This is a genomic window from Streptomyces sp. NPDC045998, assembly GCF_056430285.1.
In genome coordinates, this window is the sequence record NZ_JBWKLJ010000001.1 from 283951 (window position 1) to 302332 (window position 18382).

General features: G+C 72.6%; 16 protein-coding genes. 11 read left to right on the top strand and 5 right to left on the bottom strand.

All coding sequences use genetic code 11. From position 1 onward, the window contains the following. Window positions 1-5 precede the first annotated feature (5 nt). Complete coding sequence (locus tag AC07FJ_RS01210; RefSeq protein WP_361413614.1) at window positions 6-251, top strand: hypothetical protein; 246 nt, start codon at window positions 6-8, stop codon at window positions 249-251. 112 nt (window positions 252-363) lie between these two features. Beyond that, window positions 364-1356: a DNA polymerase III subunit delta gene (holA, locus tag AC07FJ_RS01215; protein WP_479044011.1), complete on the top strand. Its 993-nt coding sequence runs from the start codon at window positions 364-366 to the stop codon at window positions 1354-1356. A 34-nt stretch (window positions 1357-1390) separates the two neighbouring features. On the opposite strand, the gene AC07FJ_RS01220 is transcribed toward holA, so the two are convergent. After that, window positions 1391-1846: a DUF6223 family protein gene (locus AC07FJ_RS01220; RefSeq protein WP_479044013.1), complete on the bottom strand. Its 456-nt coding sequence runs from the start codon at window positions 1844-1846 to the stop codon at window positions 1391-1393. 218 nt (window positions 1847-2064) lie between these two features. Between AC07FJ_RS01220 and AC07FJ_RS01225 the strand changes: the two genes are divergently transcribed. Both AC07FJ_RS01225 and AC07FJ_RS01230 read left to right on the top strand, forming a co-directional pair. Then, a complete protein-coding gene (locus tag AC07FJ_RS01225; protein WP_479044015.1) occupies window positions 2065-3216 on the top strand; it encodes a sensor histidine kinase in 1152 nt (383 codons plus the stop codon). Continuing rightward, complete coding sequence (locus AC07FJ_RS01230; protein WP_479044018.1) at window positions 3213-3875, top strand: response regulator; 663 nt, start codon at window positions 3213-3215, stop codon at window positions 3873-3875. Before AC07FJ_RS01225 ends, AC07FJ_RS01230 begins: the two co-directional genes overlap by 4 nt. Before the next feature lie 250 nt (window positions 3876-4125). Here the strand turns inward: AC07FJ_RS01230 and rpsT are convergent, their stop codons facing one another. Next, window positions 4126-4392, bottom strand: coding sequence for a 30S ribosomal protein S20 (rpsT, locus tag AC07FJ_RS01235; protein WP_479044020.1), 267 nt, complete (start codon window positions 4390-4392; stop codon window positions 4126-4128). A 207-nt stretch (window positions 4393-4599) separates the two neighbouring features. Between rpsT and lepA the strand changes: the two genes are divergently transcribed. After that, a complete protein-coding gene (gene lepA, locus AC07FJ_RS01240; RefSeq protein WP_479044022.1) occupies window positions 4600-6471 on the top strand; it encodes a translation elongation factor 4 in 1872 nt (623 codons plus the stop codon). 257 nt (window positions 6472-6728) lie between these two features. Then, window positions 6729-8618, top strand: a complete 1890-nt coding sequence (locus AC07FJ_RS01245) for an AMP-dependent synthetase/ligase (RefSeq protein ID WP_479044024.1) — start codon at window positions 6729-6731, stop codon at window positions 8616-8618. A gap of 100 nt (window positions 8619-8718) precedes the next feature. Here AC07FJ_RS01245 and AC07FJ_RS01250 read toward each other — a convergent pair whose 3' ends face one another. Beyond that, window positions 8719-10251 (bottom strand): amidase, encoded by a 1533-nt coding sequence (locus tag AC07FJ_RS01250; protein WP_479044026.1) that lies wholly within the window; start codon window positions 10249-10251, stop codon window positions 8719-8721. A gap of 155 nt (window positions 10252-10406) precedes the next feature. Between AC07FJ_RS01250 and AC07FJ_RS01255 the strand changes: the two genes are divergently transcribed. The 3 genes from AC07FJ_RS01255 (at window position 10407) to hemW (ending at window position 14494) form a co-directional block, all read left to right on the top strand. Further along, entirely contained in the window at window positions 10407-11042 is a 636-nt protein-coding gene (locus AC07FJ_RS01255) for a TetR/AcrR family transcriptional regulator (RefSeq protein ID WP_479044027.1), read from the top strand. A 302-nt stretch (window positions 11043-11344) separates the two neighbouring features. After that, window positions 11345-13246, top strand: a complete 1902-nt coding sequence (locus AC07FJ_RS01260; protein WP_479045218.1) for a SpoIIE family protein phosphatase — start codon at window positions 11345-11347, stop codon at window positions 13244-13246. A gap of 15 nt (window positions 13247-13261) precedes the next feature. Next, entirely contained in the window at window positions 13262-14494 is a 1233-nt protein-coding gene (gene hemW / locus AC07FJ_RS01265; protein WP_479044030.1) for a radical SAM family heme chaperone HemW, read from the top strand. A gap of 33 nt (window positions 14495-14527) precedes the next feature. On the opposite strand, the gene AC07FJ_RS01270 is transcribed toward hemW, so the two are convergent. Both AC07FJ_RS01270 and AC07FJ_RS01275 read right to left on the bottom strand, forming a co-directional pair. Further along, entirely contained in the window at window positions 14528-15334 is an 807-nt protein-coding gene (locus AC07FJ_RS01270) for a DUF3097 domain-containing protein (RefSeq protein WP_361413642.1), read from the bottom strand. A gap of 10 nt (window positions 15335-15344) precedes the next feature. Next, window positions 15345-16070, bottom strand: a complete 726-nt coding sequence (locus AC07FJ_RS01275; protein ID WP_479044031.1) for an MBL fold metallo-hydrolase — start codon at window positions 16068-16070, stop codon at window positions 15345-15347. Window positions 16071-16215: 145 nt separating this feature from the next. Here AC07FJ_RS01275 and hrcA point away from each other — a divergent pair, with 145 nt between their 5' ends. Continuing rightward, window positions 16216-17232 carry a heat-inducible transcriptional repressor HrcA gene (hrcA, locus tag AC07FJ_RS01280; protein ID WP_361413647.1) on the top strand — a complete coding sequence of 339 codons (1017 nt, stop codon included), beginning with the start codon at window positions 16216-16218 and terminating at the stop codon, window positions 17230-17232. Beyond that, entirely contained in the window at window positions 17232-18371 is a 1140-nt protein-coding gene (dnaJ, locus tag AC07FJ_RS01285; protein ID WP_355355927.1) for a molecular chaperone DnaJ, read from the top strand. The genes hrcA and dnaJ overlap by 1 nt, the downstream gene beginning before the upstream one ends. Window positions 18372-18382: the final 11 nt, after the last annotated feature.

Below are 18382 nucleotides of genomic sequence, written 5' to 3' on the forward strand. Positions count from 1 at the left end.
GTCCTGTGAACGATGTGAGACATGTGCTGGTGCTGCCCGACCGGGATGCCGCGGAGGAGGTGGCCGAGGCCCTCGGCGACCGGTTCGGGCTTGACGAGGAGCCGCAGTTGGTACGGGACGCGCTGGCCGGCGAGGACGACGCCGAGGACGCGCAGTGGCTGGTGGTCGTCGAGGACCCGGAGGCCCGGCTCGCCGCGGCCGAGCTGGACGAGTTCGCGGCGGAGTGGGACGGCTGGCGCGAGGAGCCGTAGACAGAGCTGTTGAGGGTCTCGGAGACGGAGCTGCAGAGGAAGCCGTAGGCGCGGCCGCGGGAGGGGCCGGGCGGGGACGGGTTGTCGGTGGCGCGTGCGATCCTGGTTCGCGATGGCCACCAGAAAGAACGCGACCGACGACCCCCTCGCCCCCGTCACCCTGGCCGTGGGCCAGGAGGAGCTGCTCCTGGACCGCGCGGTGCAGCAGGTGGTGGCGGCCGCCCGCGCCGCCGACGCCGACACGGACGTCCGCGACCTCACCGCCGACCAGCTGCAGCCGGGCATGCTCGCCGAGCTGACGAGCCCGTCGCTCTTCGCCGAGCGCAAGGTGCTGATCGTGCGGAACGCGCACGACCTCTCCGCCGAGTCGGTCAAGGACGTCAAGACCTACCTCGGGGTGCCCGTCGAGGAGGACATCACCCTCGTTCTGGTCCACGCCGGCGGCGCCAAGGGCAAGGGCCTGCTCGACGCGGCACGCAAGGCAGGGGCACGCGAGGTCGCCTGCCCGAAGACCACCAAGCCCGCGGAGCGTCTGACGTTCGTGCGCGGCGAGTTCCGCGCGCTGGGCAGGTCGGCGACGCCCGAGGCGTGCCAGGCGCTCGTCGACGCGATCGGCAGCGACCTGCGGGAGCTCGCCTCCGCGGTGTCGCAGCTCACCGCGGACGTCGAGGGCACGATCGACGAGGCGGTCGTCGGCCGGTACTACACCGGCCGTGCGGAGGCCTCCAGCTTCAACGTCGCCGACCGGGCGGTGGAGGGCCGGGCGGCCGAGGCCCTGGAGGCCCTGCGCTGGTCGCTCGCGACGGGTGTCGCGCCCGTGCTGATCACCAGCGCCCTGGCGCAGGGCGTGCGCGCCATCGGCAAGCTGTCCTCGGCGCGGGGCGGCCGCCCCGCCGACCTCGCCCGCGAGCTCGGCATGCCGCCCTGGAAGATCGACCGCGTGCGGCAGCAGATGCGCGGCTGGACGCCGGACGGCGTGGCCGTGGCGCTCCGAGCGATCGCGGAGGCGGACGCGGGGGTCAAGGGCGGCGGGGACGACCCGGAGTACGCCCTGGAGAAAGCGGTCGTCGCCATCGCCCGCGCGGCCCGCTCCCGTCGCGGTTGAGGCCGCCTCCCCCGGCTGTCGGCAGCCGTAGGGGTCAGCCGCTGCGCCGGGTACGGGCCAGGGCCAGCGCACCGAGGGCCGTGCCGGTCAAACCCACCAGCATGGCCACGTAGGCCCCGCCCAGCCCGTTGCCGGTGCCGAGGCCGCCGTCGGACGAGGCCGCGACCAGCCCACCGAGGGTCATGCCGATCAGCCCCGCCACCATGGCCACCACGGCCCCGACCGGTCCGCCGGCAGTGCCGAGACGCCCGGCGGGGCGGGCCAGGGTCAGCCAGGCGATCACCAGGCCGGCCAGCCCCAGCAGGGCTCCCGTGGTGGCTCCGAGTCGCCCGAGGCCGAAGTCGTGGACATCGGCGGCCACCACCAACTGGGCCGAGGAATGCGCGGCCGCCGGTGTCGTGAGCACGGTGCCCATGAGCACGGTGGCCGCGAGCACGGTGCCCGCGAGCGGGGGAAGCGGGGTGGCGGTAAGCAAGCGACGAACGGACATCGAGGTGCTCCTTCTCTTCCTGCGACCGGTGTCACCCGAGCATCCCCGCTCGCCCCGTCCCCGGTCGTCCGCCCCGCGCAGGCAATTCGCACTGCCGCCGACGCCGTGTCCGGCTGCCGCAGGCGCCGCAGCAGGCGCGGAAGTACCGCGCGTGCGGTAGTGGCCGCTGGTCCGCAGGGCCGACTCGCCCGTAGCCGGCGGACGGCTAGGGTGCGCGCATGAGTGCTGGTGAGCCCGGTGTCCGGGCCCGCGTAGGAGACTGGGGCATCGCCGTCGGCGTGGCGGCGGCACTGCTGACGACCGGGCTCTCCGGCATCACCGGGCCGGCCGGGCAGCGTTCCGCCGTGACCGTTGACGTACTCGGGTACGCCCTGCTGGCGGTCGGCGGGCTGGCCCTTGCCGTACGCCGCCGGGCACCGGTCGCCGTCCTGGCCGTCACCGGGCTGTGCGCGGCGGGCTACCAGGCGGCAGGCTTCGATGTGCCCGCCGTCGGGTACCTGTTCGCCGTATACGCGGCCGTGCGGGCGGGACACCGGACCGTCACGGTGGTGAACAGCGTGGCCTTGCTCGCCCTCCTCCCGCTCGCTGCCCTGGCCTCGGGCCTGCACGACACGGGCCAGGCGTTCGCGCAGGCCCGAGGCGCCCTCGAAATCGCCTGGCTTGTCGCGGCCGGCGCCGCGGGTGAGGCGCTGCGGCAGGCCGAGCGGCGGGCGGACGAGGCCGAGCGCACGCGGGAGGAGACCGCGCGGCGCCGCGCCGACGAGGAACGGCTGCGTATCGCGCGCGAGCTGCATGACTCGCTCACCCACCAGATCTCGGTCATCAAGGTGCAGGCCGAGGTCGCCGTACACGTGGCCCGCAGGCGCGGCGAGGACGTACCGCCCGCCCTGCTGGCAATCCAGGAAGCCGGACGCGAGGCGGCCAGGGAGTTGCGGGCGACTCTGGAGGCGCTGCGCGACGACGACACGGCCCCGCCGCGTGGGCTCGACGACGTACCGGAACTGGTGGAGCGGGCTCGTGCCATCGGCCTGGACGCGACGCTGACGATCGAGGGGCGACGGGACGGCGTGCGCGTGCCGACGGCGGTGGACCGCACCGTCTACCGGATCGTCCAAGAGTCGCTCACCAACATCGCCCGTCACGCGGACGCCGCCACGGCGTCGGTGCGGATCGACTGCCGACCGGACATCCTCGCCATACGCGTCGATGACGACGGCCGAGCGACACCGGACACCGCCCCCACCCCCGGTCTCGGCCTGCTCGGCATGCGGGAACGCGTCACCGCCCTCGGCGGCCGCCTGCGCGCGGAACCGCGCGGCGACGGCGGCTTCACCGTCCAGGCCGAACTCCCCGTGGAGAAGACGTCATGATCCGAGTCCTCCTCATCGACGACCAGCCGCTCATCCGCAGCGGCTTCCGCGCACTCCTCGACCTCGAGGACGACATCGAGGTGGTGGCCGAGGCCGCCGACGGGCGGGAGGGTGTGGAGCTGGCCGGGAAGCACCTGCCTGACGTCGCGCTCATCGACATCCGGATGCCGGTCGTCGACGGCATCGAGGCCACCCGGCGCATCGCCGCCGACCCGGCTCTCTCCCAGGTGCACGTCGTCATCCTGACCAACTACGGCCTGGACGAATATGTCTTCGACGCACTGCGCGCCGGCGCCGCCGGGTTCCTCGTCAAGGACGTCCTGCCGGAGGACTTTCTGCACGCCGTCCGGGTCGCGGCGCGCGGCGACGCCCTGCTGGCCCCGTCCATCACGCGCAAGCTCATCAACCGGTACGTCACCCAGCCGCACCCCGCCAACACCGTGCGGGGCCTGGAAGAGCTGACCGGCCGGGAGCGGGAGGCCGTCGCCCTGGTCGCGCAGGGCCTGTCCAACGACGAGATCGCGGGCCGCATGGTGATCAGCCCCATGACGGCGAAAACCCACATCAACCGCGCCATGGCCAAGCTTCACGCCCGTGACCGGGCCCAGCTCGTGGTCCTCGCCTACGAAACCGGCCTGGTGGCGCCGCGCGGCTCCTGAGACTGTCGTGCGTGCCGGACGGCCTCGCCCGCCTCCTCCGGTACGCCGAAGGCCCCGGCCGCGGTCCTGGGGAAGGACCGAGGCCGGGGCCTTCGGATCACGATGCTGGGTCCGTACCCGCGTGGCGAACGCAGGCCGCGTACGGTCCCGGGGTGCCGGTCGGGAGCGGATGAGAGGGCCCGCTTGGGTCCCTTCCGGCGGCTGATCCCGTGGGATCAGGGTGAATCAGGATGGATCAAGAGCAGAAGGCTCAGCCCTGGAGGGAGGACACCTTGGCAGCCAGCGCCGACTTCTTGTTGGCGGCGGCGTTCTTGTGGATGACACCCTTCGAGACGGCCTTGTCGAGCTTGCGGGCGGCCTCGCGAGCGGCCACGGTGGCCTTCTCGACGTCACCCGCGGCGGCAGCCTCACGGGCCTTGCGGATCGCGGTCTTGAGCGACGACTTGACGGCCTTGTTGCGCAGGCGCGCCTTCTCGTTCGTCTTGTTCCGCTTGATCTGGGACTTGATGTTCGCCACGAAAGAGCCTTTTCAGGTTCGTAAGGATTTCTTAGAGGAGTGCCTCAATGCTGAGAGGGCTATGAGACACAGCTGCCCACGGTACCAGTCGCGCTGCGAGCGGCCCAAACCGAGCGCCCGTCCCCGTCCGTGGGACCATGGAACCTACGTATCGATCCGACGTCGACCCGAGCAGAGACGCCAGCGTCTCGAGAATCAGGACCCTGCGTGCCCGCGACCCCTACCCACGTGCCCGAGCCGAGCCGTACCGACCCGGCGCTGATCCGCAACTTCTGCATCATCGCGCACATCGACCACGGCAAGTCGACCCTCGCCGACCGGATGCTCCAGCTGACCGGTGTGGTCGAGCAGCGGCAGATGCGCGCTCAGTACCTCGACCGCATGGACATCGAGCGCGAGCGCGGCATCACGATCAAGTCCCAGGCTGTGCGTCTGCCGTGGGCCCCGACCACGGGCCCCGGTCAGGGCAACACCCACATCCTCAACATGATCGACACCCCCGGCCACGTCGACTTCACGTACGAGGTGTCGCGGTCCCTGGCCGCCTGCGAGGGCACCATCCTGCTCGTCGACGCCGCCCAGGGCATCGAGGCGCAGACCCTCGCCAACCTCTACCTGGCGATGGAGAACGACCTCACCATCGTCCCGGTGCTCAACAAGATCGACCTCCCGGCCGCCCAGCCGGAGAAGTTCGCCGAGGAGCTGGCGAACCTGGTCGGTTGCGAGCCCGACGACGTCCTGCGGGTGTCCGCCAAGACCGGTCTCGGCGTCGAGGCGCTGCTCGACCGCGTGGTCAAGGACGTCCCGGCACCGGTCGGCGTCGCCGACGCCCCCGCCCGCGCGATGATCTTCGACTCGGTCTACGACTCGTACCGCGGCGTCGTGACGTACGTCCGTGTCATCGACGGACAGCTCAACAAGCGCGAGCGCATCCGCATGATGTCCACCAACGCGACCCACGAGCTGCTGGAGATCGGTACGAACTCGCCCGAGATGCTCCCGGCGGACGGGCTCGGCGTCGGCGAGGTCGGGTACCTGATCACGGGTGTGAAGGACGTCCGGCAGTCCAAGGTCGGTGACACCATCACCACCCTGCACAAGGGCGCCACCGAGGCCCTCGGCGGTTACAAGGACCCGAAGCCGATGGTCTTCTCGGGCCTGTATCCGCTGGACGGCTCCGACTACCCCGAGCTGCGCGACGCCCTCGACAAGCTGCAGCTCAACGACGCCGCGCTCGTCTACGAGCCGGAGACGTCCGCCGCGCTCGGCTTCGGCTTCCGCGTCGGCTTCCTGGGCCTGCTCCACCTCGACGTGATCCGCGAGCGGCTGGAGCGCGAGTTCGGCCTCGACCTCATCGCCACCGCGCCCAACGTGGTCTACCGCGTCCTCATGGAGGACGGCACCGAGCACACGGTCACCAACCCGAGCGAGTTCCCCGAGGGCAAGATCAGCGAGGTGTACGAGCCGGTCGTACGCGCCACGATCCTCGCCCCCAGCGAGTTCATCGGCTCGATCATGGAGCTGTGCCAGACCCGCCGCGGCACGCTCCTCGGCATGGACTACCTCTCCGAGGACCGGGTCGAGATCCGCTACACCCTCCCCCTCGCCGAGATCGTCTTCGACTTCTTCGACCAGCTGAAGTCCAAGACGCGCGGGTACGCCTCCCTCGACTACGAGCCCACCGGCGAGCAGGCCTCCAGCCTCGTCAAGGTCGACATCCTGCTGCACGGCGACAAGGTCGACGCCTTCTCCGCCATCACGCACAAGGACGCGGCGTACGCGTACGGCGTCCGGCTCGTCGCCAAGCTGCGCGAGCTCATCCCGCGGCAGGCCTTCGAGGTGCCGATCCAGGCGGCCATCGGCTCCCGTGTCATCGCCCGCGAGACGATCCGCGCCATCCGCAAGGACGTCCTCGCCAAGTGCTACGGCGGTGACATCTCCCGTAAGCGGAAGCTGCTGGAGAAGCAGAAGGAAGGCAAGAAGCGGATGAAGATGGTCGGCTCCGTCGAGGTGCCGCAGGAGGCCTTCATCGCGGTGCTGTCGAGCGACGAGTCCGCCGGCGGCAAGAGCAAGAAGTAGCCGGGAGCTGCGAAGAGGCAGCCCCGCGCGGGTACGTGCGCCAAAGCGCCCGTTCGGTTCACGGACGGGCGCTTTTGCGTGCCCACGGACCGCACAGGTACTGCACAGTCGTTATGAACCGGGTATCAAGCGCCTGGCCGTAGCCCCTTACATGGCGGACGACGGCGCTCTAACCTGATCCCGCCCGAGGGTTACTCGCCAGTTAAACAACCACCCCGTCGTGCAGCCCTGCCGCAAGCCGCCGCCCGGAGGACGCCGTGAGCGACACCAAGACCCTGATCGAGAACCGGCCGCCCTCCGTGGCGTCCCTCTTCCTTGAGCGCGTCGCGAAGACCCCGGACGCCGAGGCCTACCGCTACCCCGTCCCCGCGGCCTCCGGACAGGGCCCCGACGACTGGAAGTCCCTCAGCTGGCAGCAGGCCGCCGACCGCGTGTACGCCGTCGCCGCCGGCCTCGTCGACCTGGGCGTCCAGCCGGAGGAGCGCGTCGCGCTCGCCTCCGCCACCCGCGTCGAGTGGATCCTTGCCGACCTCGGCGTGATGTGTGCCGGCGCGGCCACGACCACCGTCTACCCGCAGACCAACGCCGACGAGTCCGCGTACATCCTCGCCGATTCCGACAGCCGCGTGCTGATCGCCGAGGACGCCGCCCAGCTCGCCAAGGCCCGCGCCAAGCGCGCCGACCTGCCCCACCTCGCCCACGTCGTCGTCATCGACGCCGGCGCGGTGCAGGCGGACGAGGCCGACCCCGAGGGCTGGGTCCTCTCCCTCGCCGAGCTCGAAGAGCGCGGCAGGGCGTACCTCGCCAAGCACCCGGACGCCGTCAAGGAGCGGGTCTCCGCGATCACCGCCGACCAGCTCGCCACCCTCATCTACACCTCCGGCACCACCGGCCGTCCCAAGGGCGTACGGCTGCCGCACGACAACTGGTCGTACATGGCCAAGGCCATCGCCGCGACCGGCCTCATCACGGCGGACGACGTGCAGTACCTGTGGCTGCCGCTCGCGCACGTCTTCGGCAAGGTGCTGACCTCCGGCCAGATCGAGGTCGGGCACGTCACCGCCGTCGACGGTCGCGTCGACAAGATCATCGAGAACCTGCCGGTCGTCCAGCCCACTTACATGGCCGCCGTGCCCCGCATCTTCGAGAAGGTCTACAACGGGGTCGCGGCCAAGGCACGGGCGGGCGGCGGCGCCAAGTACAAGATCTTCACCTGGGCGGCCGGGGTCGCGCGCGAGTACGCCAAGGTCACCCAGGACAACTTCCGCCGCACCGGCACCGCGAGCGCCCCCTTCGGCCTCACCGCCAAGCACAAGGTCGCCGACGCGCTCGTCTACTCCAAGCTCCGCGACGCCTTCGGCGGCCGGCTGCGCGCCGCCATCTCCGGCTCGGCCGCCCTCGCGCCCGAGATCGGCTACTTCTTCTCCGGCGCCGGCGTCCACATCCTGGAGGGGTACGGCCTGACGGAGTCCAGCGCCGCCAGCTTCGTCAACCCCGGCGAGGCGTACCGCACCGGTACGGTCGGCAAGCCGCTGCCCGGCACCGAGGTCCGCATCGCCGACGACGGCGAGATCCTGCTGCGCGGCCCCGGCATCATGGCGGGCTACCACGGGCTGCCGGAGAAGACCGCGGAGGTGCTGGAGCCGGACGGCTGGCTGCACACCGGGGACATCGGCGAGCTGTCGGTCGACGGCTACCTGCGCATCACCGACCGCAAGAAGGACCTCATCAAGACGTCCGGCGGCAAGTACATCGCGCCCGCCGAGGTGGAGGGCCAGTTCAAGGCGGTCTGCCCGTACGTCTCGAACATCCTCGTCCACGGCGCCGACCGGAACTACTGCACGGCGCTGATCGCCCTCGACGAGCCCGCCCTCCTCGGCTGGGCCGAGGAGCACGGCCTGAGCGGCACGTCGTACGCCGACCTCGTGGCCAGGCCCGAGGTGAACCAGCTCGTGCAGGGGTACGTGGACCGGCTCAACGAGGGGCTGCAGCGCTGGCAGACCATCAAGAAGTTCCGGCTGCTCCCCCGCGACCTGGACATCGAGCACGGCGAGCTCACGCCGAGCCTCAAGCTGAAGCGGCCGGTCGTGGAGCGCGAGTACAAGCACCTGATCGAGGAGATGTACGAGGGCGCCAGGGAGGCGTGAGCGGCTGCCGGGCCCACCGGCCGGCCCACGCGCTCGCCCGGGCCGCGCCCGCCGGCCCGGACCCGCCCCGCCGGCCCGGGCCCGCTCCGGCGGGCGCGGGCTACGGTCGAGGCGTGACCGGCGTGACCGGCGTGACCGGCGAGGCGGGCATGACACCGGTGACTTCCGTGACTTTGGTGATGCCGGTGACATCGGTCGCCGGAGTGCCCGGAGTGCCCGGAGTGCCCGGAGTGACCGGTGTGAACGTCCCCCGCCGCCGCTCGATCGCCGCCGCGGCCCGCAGGCACAGGTCCTCCCGGTACATCCCGCCGATGATCTGCACGCCCTGCGGCAGCCCGTCGGCGACGCCCACGGGCACCGTCACCGACGGCGTACCGACGAACGTGTTCGCCCTGCACAACCGAAGCGCCGCCATCGTGCGGGCGTTGTCCTCCACAGTGCCGTGCATGGTGTCGGGGAAGGGCGCCGGCTCGGTCGACACCGGCCCCAGCACGAGCGGGAACCGCTCGAAGAGCCGGGCCCAGTCGCGCTGGACGCCCAGGCGGACACCGGTGAGCCGGAGGTACTCCGCGAGGTCGACGGGCGGGTGCTCCTGGAGGGTGTACTCCACGTGCCGCCGGTTGTCCTCGGTGAGCAGGTCCCGCACCGCCGGCCACATGAGGGCGAACTCCGTGAAGATCAGCCCGTGGTAGGCGTCGACGGCCTCGTCCAGCCTCGGCACCTCGACCTCCTCCAGTGCGTACCCGGCGTCCTCCAGCGCCGCGGCCGCCGCCTCCACCCCGGCCCGCACGTGCGGGTGGACGCCACCCCCGCCCGGGTCGGTGACGACGCCGACCCGGACCGGGCGGCCGGGCGCGAGGGGCGGCCCGTCGAGCGGGACCGGCACCGCGCGCGGGTCCTGCGGATCGGCGCCGGCGAGGACCTCGTACACCAGCCGCAGGTCCGCGACCGAGCGCGCGAGCGGGGCGTCGACGGGAAACAACTGGGAGGACAGCGTCGGGTCCTGCGGACCGATCCGGTGGTCGAGCGCGAACCTGCCGTAGGAGGGCTTCAGCGCGGCCACGCCGTTGAACGCCGCCGGAACGCAGATCGACCCGCCCGAGTCGTTGCCGAGCCCGAGCGGCGCCATGCCCGTGGCGACCGCGACCCCGTCGCCCCCGCTGGTTCCCCCGGGTGTCCGGGCCGGGTCCCAGGGGTTGCGGGTGGCGCCGTACAGCGTGCTGACGGTGTGCATGCCGGCGACGGTCATGTCGGGCAGGTTGGTCCGGCCGACGGGTATCGCCCCGGCCCGGCGCAGCCGGCGCACCGGCGGCGCGTCCTCGGCGGGTACGAGACCGCGGAACCGGGGCACGCCGAAGGTCGTGGCCGAACCGGCGACGTGGATGTTCTCCTTCACCGTGAACGGCACGCCGGCCAGCGGGCCGAGCGGCTCACCCGCGGCCCGGCGGCGGTCGGTGTCCCGAGCCGCGGCACGGGCGCTGTCGGCGAGGACCTGGGTGACCGCGTTCACCTCGGGGTTGGCCGCGTCGATACGTGCGAGATGGGCCTCGACGACGTCCACGGCGGGGACCTCGCCGCCCGCGACGGCATCCGCCAACGCGGAGGCGTTCCAGTGCCACAGTTCCTGATCCATGCGACGGCTCCTCGGCTGCTCATAGAGATACAATCCTGTATACGGATACAGGTCTGTATATGAAGAGCGCCATCGGGTTTTCCCGCCCCGCGCGAAGGGCGAGCGGTGAGGGGTGACGGGCGACGGATGGCCGACGAGGGAGAGCAGGTCACGGCATGGCACCCCCCAAGCGGCGCCTGACGCGCGAGGAGACCAGGAAGCAGACGCGGGACCGCCTGCTGGAGGCCGCGGCCGAGCTCTTCACCGAACGCGGCGTCAACGGCACGTCCGTCGAGCAGATCGCCGAACGAGCCGGCTTCAGCCGCGGCGCGTTCTACGGCAATTTCGACGACAAGAACGAGCTCGTACGCGAACTGCTCCTGCGCCGCACCCAGGCCGAACTGCGCGAGGTGCAGGCCATGGCCGCCGACGCCGCCTCCTTCGCCGAGGTGCTGGACCGGCTCCGCGCCTGGAACAGGGCCCGCGCCGAACACCTCCCCTCCTGGCTGACACTCCGCCTGGAGCTCCTCCTCCACGCGGTGCGCAACCCCGACCTCCGGCGGCCCCTCGCCGAGCGCGAAGAGCTCGCCCGGGGCGCCATCGGGGAAGGCATCCGGCAGGAACTGGTCCGGCGCGGCGTCGCCACCCCGCCCGCGGACCCGTTCTCGCTCGCCCTGATCGCCCACGCCCTGGAGGACGGCCTGCTGATCCAGCGGCTCCTGACCCCCGACCGGATCAGCGCCGAGGTGGTCGTCGACGCGGTCGAGCTGCTCCTCGACTCCTGGGCCGCCCTGGGCGCCGCCGAGAGGTAGGTTCCGCGTCCGCGGGGGCTTGCTTCACGGGGGCGGGACCCGCTTTTCGTGTCCTTCCCGCGCCCACTTCGATGACTCGGCGCTTATGGGCGAGCTCGATCTGTCACTCTGTCGGTGTCCGAACCGGGAGCCGACGAGGAGAGCACGTGGGGTCCTTTCCAGCACAGCGGTCACAGCGGCCGCAGGCGCTCCAGCCCATGGACGCACTCGAGCCCAAGGACGCACTCGAGCCCATGGACCCGCCCATGGACCCGCCCATGGACCCGCTCCAGCCCATCGAGGCCATGGCGTCCATGGCCTCGATGGCGTGCGCGGAGTCGCAGGACCATCTGCCACCCCGGCAGCCGCCGCCCCACCACTCCGTGGCCCGCACCAGCCTGCCCGGCAACCCGCTCGCCCCCGGCGCCGCACGCCGCTTCGTACGGGCCGCGCTCGCCGACTGGACCGGCCTGGCGCTGCCCGCCACCGCCGCGATCACCGACCGCGTGGCGGACGACGCCGTGCTCGTCGTCGCCGAACTCGTCACGAACGCCGTCGTCCACGCGGGCACCACCGTCGAGCTCCTCTTCCGGCTGGAGGAGCCCGACGCCGACCAGCCCGCCGCCCTGGTCCTCGAAGTCTCCGACCACCACCCCGCCCGCACCGTACGCAACGAACACCCCGCCCACGAGGAGGGCGGACCGGAGGAGTACGGCCGCGGGCTCCAGCTCGTCGCCGCCCTCGCCGAGTGCTGGGGCATCACCTACCGCCCCGGCCTCAAGACCGTCTGGGCCCGCCTCCCCCTCGACGGCTGGAACACCTGCCCCGTGCCCGGCCCCGAGCCGGCCATCCAGCGCGGCCTGCGCGCCGCCGAGATCCTCGCCCCCGCGCCCCGCCGCGCCGTCCGCGACGACCAGGAGTGGGTCGGCAGCGGCGCGCTGACCTTCCTCGCCGAGGCGTCCGACCTCCTCGCGGGCCAGCTCGACGAGGACCTCGTCGCCGCGCTCGCCGGACAGCTGCTGGTACCGAGGCTCGCGGACTGGTGCGCCTTCTGGCTGGAGGGCGACGGCGGCGAGGGCGGCGCGGCAGCCGTGCCCCGCCTCGCGCGCGTCTGGCACGCCGACGAGTCAGCCATCGAGCCGCTGCGCGCGGTCCTGCAGATGGAGCCGCCGAAGCTCCCCGGCCCCGCCCACACCGCCCCCGTGCCCGTCCCGTGGCCCGACCCGTCGGGCGACGGCCACGGCACCGCGCTCGCCCTGTGCCTCGTCGTGGGCGGCCGCGGGCTCGGCACCCTGATGATCGGGCGGTGCGGCACCAGCCGCATCCCGGACGCGGTCACCGCCCTCATCGAGGACTTCGCGCGCCGCGTGGCGCTCGCCATCGGCGCCGCCCGCCGGTACACGCGCCAGGCCACCATCAGCCGCGTCCTCCAGCGCGGACTGCTGCCCAGCAAGGTCGCCCAGATCCCGGGCGTCGCCAGCCACGTCGTGTACGAGCCCAGCGACGACGGGCTCGCGGGCGGCGACTTCTACGACGTCTTCCAGGCGGCGGGCCGCTGGTGCTTCATGCTCGGCGACGTCCAGGGCAGCGGCCCCGAGGCCGCCGTCGTCACCGGCCTGGCCCGCCCCTGGCTGCGGCTGCTCGCCCGCGAGGGCCACCGCGTCGGCGAGGTCCTCGACCGGCTCAACCGGCTCCTCCTCGACGACGCCACCGAAGCCGCCGAGGCCGCCGCGCTGGTCGTCGCCGCCGCCGGGGGCCCCGACGCCCAGCCGATCAGCCCCACCCAGTCACGGTTCCTGTCCCTCCTGTACGGCGAGCTCGCGCCGCTCCCACCGGAGGAGGGCGGCGGCGCCCGCTGCACCCTCGCCTGCGCCGGGCACCCGCTCCCGCTGCTCCTGCGCCCCGACGGCGCCGTGTCGCCCGTCGCCGTGCCGCAGGTGCTCCTCGGCGTCATCGACGACGTCGCGTACGAGACCCACACCTTCCACCTCGCGCCCGGCGACACCCTGCTGTGCGTCACCGACGGCGTCACCGAGCGGCGCTCCCGCGCCGGCCGGATGTTCGACGACGAGGACGGCCTCGCCCGGACGCTCGCCGGCTGCGCCGGGCTCACCGCCCAGGGCGTCGCCGACCGGATCCGGCAGGCCGTGCACACCTTCGGCGAAGGGCCGGTCTCCGACGATCTCGCCCTCCTCGTCCTCCAGGCCGGGGAACCACGCGAGTGACGGACAATGGGCGGTATGCCTTCCGTACTGCCCGATGGCGAGCCCATGCCCGAGGACGGCGCGCTGCCCGCGTCCGCCCTGCTCGGGGCCGGTGAGCGGCCGCTCGGGTTCTATCTGCACGTGCCCTACTGCGCGACCCGCTGCGGCTACTGCGACTTCAACACGTACACCGCCACCGAGCTGCGCGGCTCCGGCGGCGTGCTCGCCTCGCGCGACAACTACGCCGAGACCCTCGTCGACGAGGTGCGCCTCGCGCGGAAGGTGCTGGGCGACGACCCCCGCCCCGTGCGGACCGTCTTCGTCGGCGGCGGTACGCCGACCCTCCTCGCCGCCGCCGACCTCGTCCGCATGCTCGGCGCCATCCGCGACGAGTTCGGGCTCGCGGACGACGCCGAGATCACGACCGAGGCCAACCCGGAGTCCGTCGGCCCCGCGTACCTCGCGGAGCTGCGGGAGGGCGGCTTCAACCGGATCTCCTTCGGCATGCAGAGCGCCCGGCAGCACGTCCTGAAGGTGCTCGACCGCACGCACACCCCCGGGCGGCCCGAGGCGTGCGTCGCGGAGGCGCGGGCGGCGGGCTTCGACCACGTCAACCTCGACCTGATCTACGGCACGCCCGGCGAGAGCGACGACGACTGGCGCGCCTCCCTCGACGCGGCGATCGGCGCGGGCCCCGACCACGTCTCGGCGTACGCCCTGATCGTGGAGGAGGGTACGCAGCTGGCGCGGCGCATCCGGCGCGGCGAGGTGCCCATGACCGACGACGACGTCCACGCCGACCGGTACCTGATCGCCGAGGACGTCCTGTCCGGGGCCGGCTTCGCCTGGTACGAGGTGTCCAACTGGGCCACCTCGGAGGCCGGGCGGTGCCTGCACAACGAGCTGTACTGGCGCGGCGCCGACTGGTGGGGCGCGGGCCCCGGCGCGCACAGCCACGTCGGCGGCGTGCGCTGGTGGAACGTCAAGCACCCGGGCGCGTACGCCGCCGCACTGGCCGCCGGGCGGTCGCCGGGCGCGGGCCGCGAGGTCCTCTCGGAGGAGGACCGGCGGGTCGAGCGGGTGCTGCTGGAGCTGCGGCTCCGCGAGGGCTGCGGCCTGGAGCTGCTCAAGCCCGCGGGTCTGCTCGCCGCCGAGCGCGCGGTAAGGGACGGTCTCCTGGACCCCGGTCCTTACGCCGAGGGGCGTGCCGTCCTGACGCTGCGCGGACGGCTGCTGGCGGACGCGGTGGTGCGGGACCTGGTGGACTGAGCCCTTCCGGGCCGCCGGCCCGGCCCGGCGGCCCTACGGCGCCGTGACGAAATCGATCAGCTCCTCCACCCGCCCCAGCAGCTCCGGCTCCAGGTCCTTCCAGTCCCGCACCCGCGACAGGATGTGCCGCCACGCCGCTCCCGTGTTCTCCGGCCAGCCCAGGGCGCGGCACACGCCCGTCTTCCAGTCCTGGCCCCGCGGGACGGCGGGCCACGCCGGGATGCCCACCGCCGACGGTTTCACGGCTTCCCAGATGTCGATGTACGGGTGTCCCACGACCAGCGTGTGGGCGTCCGTGACCTGTGCCGCGATGCGGGACTCCTTGGAGCCCGGCACCAGGTGGTCCACCAGGACCCCGAGGCGGGCGTCCGGGCCGGGCGCGAAGTCGCGGACGATCGCGGGCAGGTCGTCGACGCCCTCCAGGTACTCGACGACCACGCCCTCGACGCGCAGGTCGTCGCCCCACACCCGCTCCACGAGCTCCGCGTCGTGGCGGCCCTCCACATAGATGCGCCCCGCGCGGGCCACCCGCGCGCGTGCGCCGGGGACGGCGATCGAACCCGAGGCGGTACGGGTGGGCCGTACCGGAGCGGCGGAGGACGGGCGGACCAGGGTGACCGGGCGGCCCTCCAGCAGGAACCCGCGCGGCGCCAGCGGGAACACCCGGTGCTTGCCGAACCGGTCCTCCAGGGTCACCGTCCCCGCCTCGCAGCGGATCACCGCCCCGCAGAAACCCGTCCCCACCTCCTCCACCACCAGATCCGGCTCGGCGGGCACCTCCGGCACCGGGGCCGGCGGCCGCTTCCACGAGGGCGTCAGATCAGGGTCGTAACTGCGCATTCGGCAGACGCTACGACACCCCGAACCGCCGGGCCAGCTCATCGCGTTGGGCGCGTACGAAGGCGGCGTCGACCACCGCGCCGTGCCCCGGCACGTACAGCGCGTCCTCCCCGCCCAGCTCCAGGAGCCGGTCCAGCGCGGCCGGCCAGCGCGACGGGATGGCGTCCCGGCCCGCCTGGGGGTCGCCCGACTCCTCCACCAGGTCCCCGCAGAAGACGACCTCCGGGGCGCCGGGCACCAGCAGCACCAGGTCGTGACCGGTGTGACCCGGCCCCACGTTGGCCAGCAGCACCTGCCGCCCACCCAGGTCGAGCGTCCACTCGCCGGTCACCAGGTGGTGCGGCCTGACCAGCACGTCCACCGCCTCGACGGCCTCCGCGGCGGCGACCCCGTGCCGGACCGCGTCCGCCCGCAGATCGTCCCGCTCACGGGTCAGCAGCGTGTCGACGCCGACCGCGCCGAACACCTCCGCCCCCGCGAACGCCGCCGTACCCAGCACATGATCGAAATGGGGATGGCTGAGTGCGATATGCGTCACCCTCCGCCCTCCGCCGAGCAGCTTCTGCGCCTGCCCCCGGATCTCCGCCCCCTCGCGGAGCGTGGCCCCCGTGTCGAAGAGCAGAGCCGCGCCCTCACCGGCCACCAGGGCGGTGGTGGCGTCCCAGACGGGCAGCCGCCGACGGCCCACACCGTCGGCGAGCCGCTCCCATCCGAAGTCCTCCCAGCTGACGTCCATACCGTGACGCTAGCGCGGTAGCGTGGCCGCCGCCCTTGCTAGGGGCGTACCCCGGCGCCGTACACTGGCCGGGTGATACCTGGCACTCGGACCCGTCGAGTGCCAATGGACACCGAGTAACCGAAGCCAGCTGGAGGTGCGCGCGATGCTCAGCGAACGCAGACTCGAGGTGCTGCGCGCCATCGTCCAGGACTACGTCGGCACCGAGGAGCCCGTCGGCTCCAAGGCGCTCACGGAGCGCCACAACCTCGGCGTCTCGCCGGCCACCGTGCGCAACGACATGGCGGTGCTGGAGGAGGAGGGCTTCATCGCCCAGCCCCACACCAGCGCGGGCCGCATCCCCACGGACAAGGGCTACCGGCTCTTCGTCGACAAGCTCGCCGGCGTCAAGCCGCTGTCGACGCCGGAGCGCCGCGCGATCCAGAACTTCCTGGACGGCGCGGTGGACCTGGACGACGTCGTCGGCCGTACGGTGCGGCTGCTGGCGCAGCTGACCCGGCAGGTCGCGGTCGTGCAGTACCCGTCCCTCACGCGCTCCACCGTGCGGCACGTGGAGCTGCTGTCGCTGGCCCCGGCCCGGCTGATGCTGGTGCTGATCACCGACACGGGCCGGGTGGAGCAGCGCATGGTGGACTGCCCCGCGCCGTTCGGCGAGCAGTCCGTGGCCGACCTGCGGGCGCGGCTGAACAGCCGTGTCGTGGGGCGGCGCTTCACCGATGTGCCGCAGCTGGTGCAGGACCTCCCCGAGTCGTTCGAGACGGAGGACCGCGGGACCGTCTCCACGGTGCTGGCCACGCTGCTGGAGACGCTGGTGGAGGAGACCGAGGAGCGGCTGATGATCGGCGGCACCGCCAATCTGACGCGCTTCGGGCACGACTTCCCGCTGACGATCCGGCCGGTGCTGGAGGCGCTGGAGGAGCAGGTGGTGCTCCTGAAGCTGCTCGGCGAGGCCAAGGACTCGGCGATGACCGTACGCATCGGGCACGAGAACGCCCATGAGGGGCTGAACTCCACGTCCGTCGTCGCGGTCGGCTACGGTTCGGGCGACGAGGCAGTCGCCAAACTCGGCGTGGTCGGACCGACCCGCATGGACTACCCCGGAACGATGGGAGCGGTACGCGCAGTGGCACGTTACGTCGGACAGATCCTGGCGGAGTCGTAGTGGCCACGGACTATTACGCCGTACTCGGCGTACGCCGCGACGCGTCCCAGGACGAGATCAAGAAGGCGTTCCGGCGGCTCGCGCGCGAGCTGCACCCGGACGTCAATCCCGATCCGAAGACGCAGGAGCGGTTCAAGGAGATCAACGCCGCCTACGAGGTGCTGTCGGACCCGCAGAAGAAGCAGGTCTACGACCTCGGCGGCGACCCCCTGTCCGCCTCCGGCGGCGCGGGAGCGGGCGCCGGCTTCGGCGCCGGCGGCTTCGGCAACTTCTCCGACATCATGGACGCCTTCTTCGGTACGGCGTCCCAGCGCGGCCCGCGCTCGCGGACCCGGCGCGGCCAGGACGCGATGATCCGGCTGGAGATCGACCTCAACGAGGCCGCCTTCGGTACGACGAAGGACATCCAGGTCGACACCGCCGTCGTCTGTACGACGTGTTCCGGTGAGGGTGCCGCGCCCGGTACGTCGGCGCAGACCTGTGACATGTGCCGCGGCCGCGGTGAGGTCTCCCAGGTGACCCGGTCCTTCCTGGGCCAGGTCATGACGTCCCGCCCCTGCCCCCAGTGCCAGGGCTTCGGCACCGTGGTGCCGACGCCGTGCCCGGAGTGCGCCGGCGACGGGCGCGTACGGTCCCGCCGTACGCTCACGGTCAAGATCCCGGCCGGTGTCGACAACGGCACCCGCATCCAGCTCGCGGGCGAGGGCGAGGTCGGCCCGGGCGGCGGCCCCGCCGGCGACCTGTACGTCGAGATCCACGAGCTGCCGCACGCGGTCTTCCAGCGGCGCGGGGACGACCTGCACTGCACGGTGACCATCCCGATGACGGCGGGCGCGCTCGGTACCAAGGTGCCGCTGGAGACGCTGGACGGGATGGAGGAGGTCGACATCCGGCCCGGTACGCAGTCGGGCCAGTCGATCCCGCTGCACGGGAGGGGCGTCACCCACCTGCGGGGCGGCGGACGCGGCGACCTCATCGTGCACGTCGAGGTCCAGACGCCGTCGAAGCTCGACGCGGAGCAGGAGCGGCTGCTGCGGGAGCTGGCGAAGCTGCGGGGCGAGGAGCGGCCGACGGGTCAGTTCCAGCCGGGGCAGCAGGGGCTGTTCTCGCGCCTGAAGGACGCGTTCAACGGACGCTAGCCGTCGGTGAT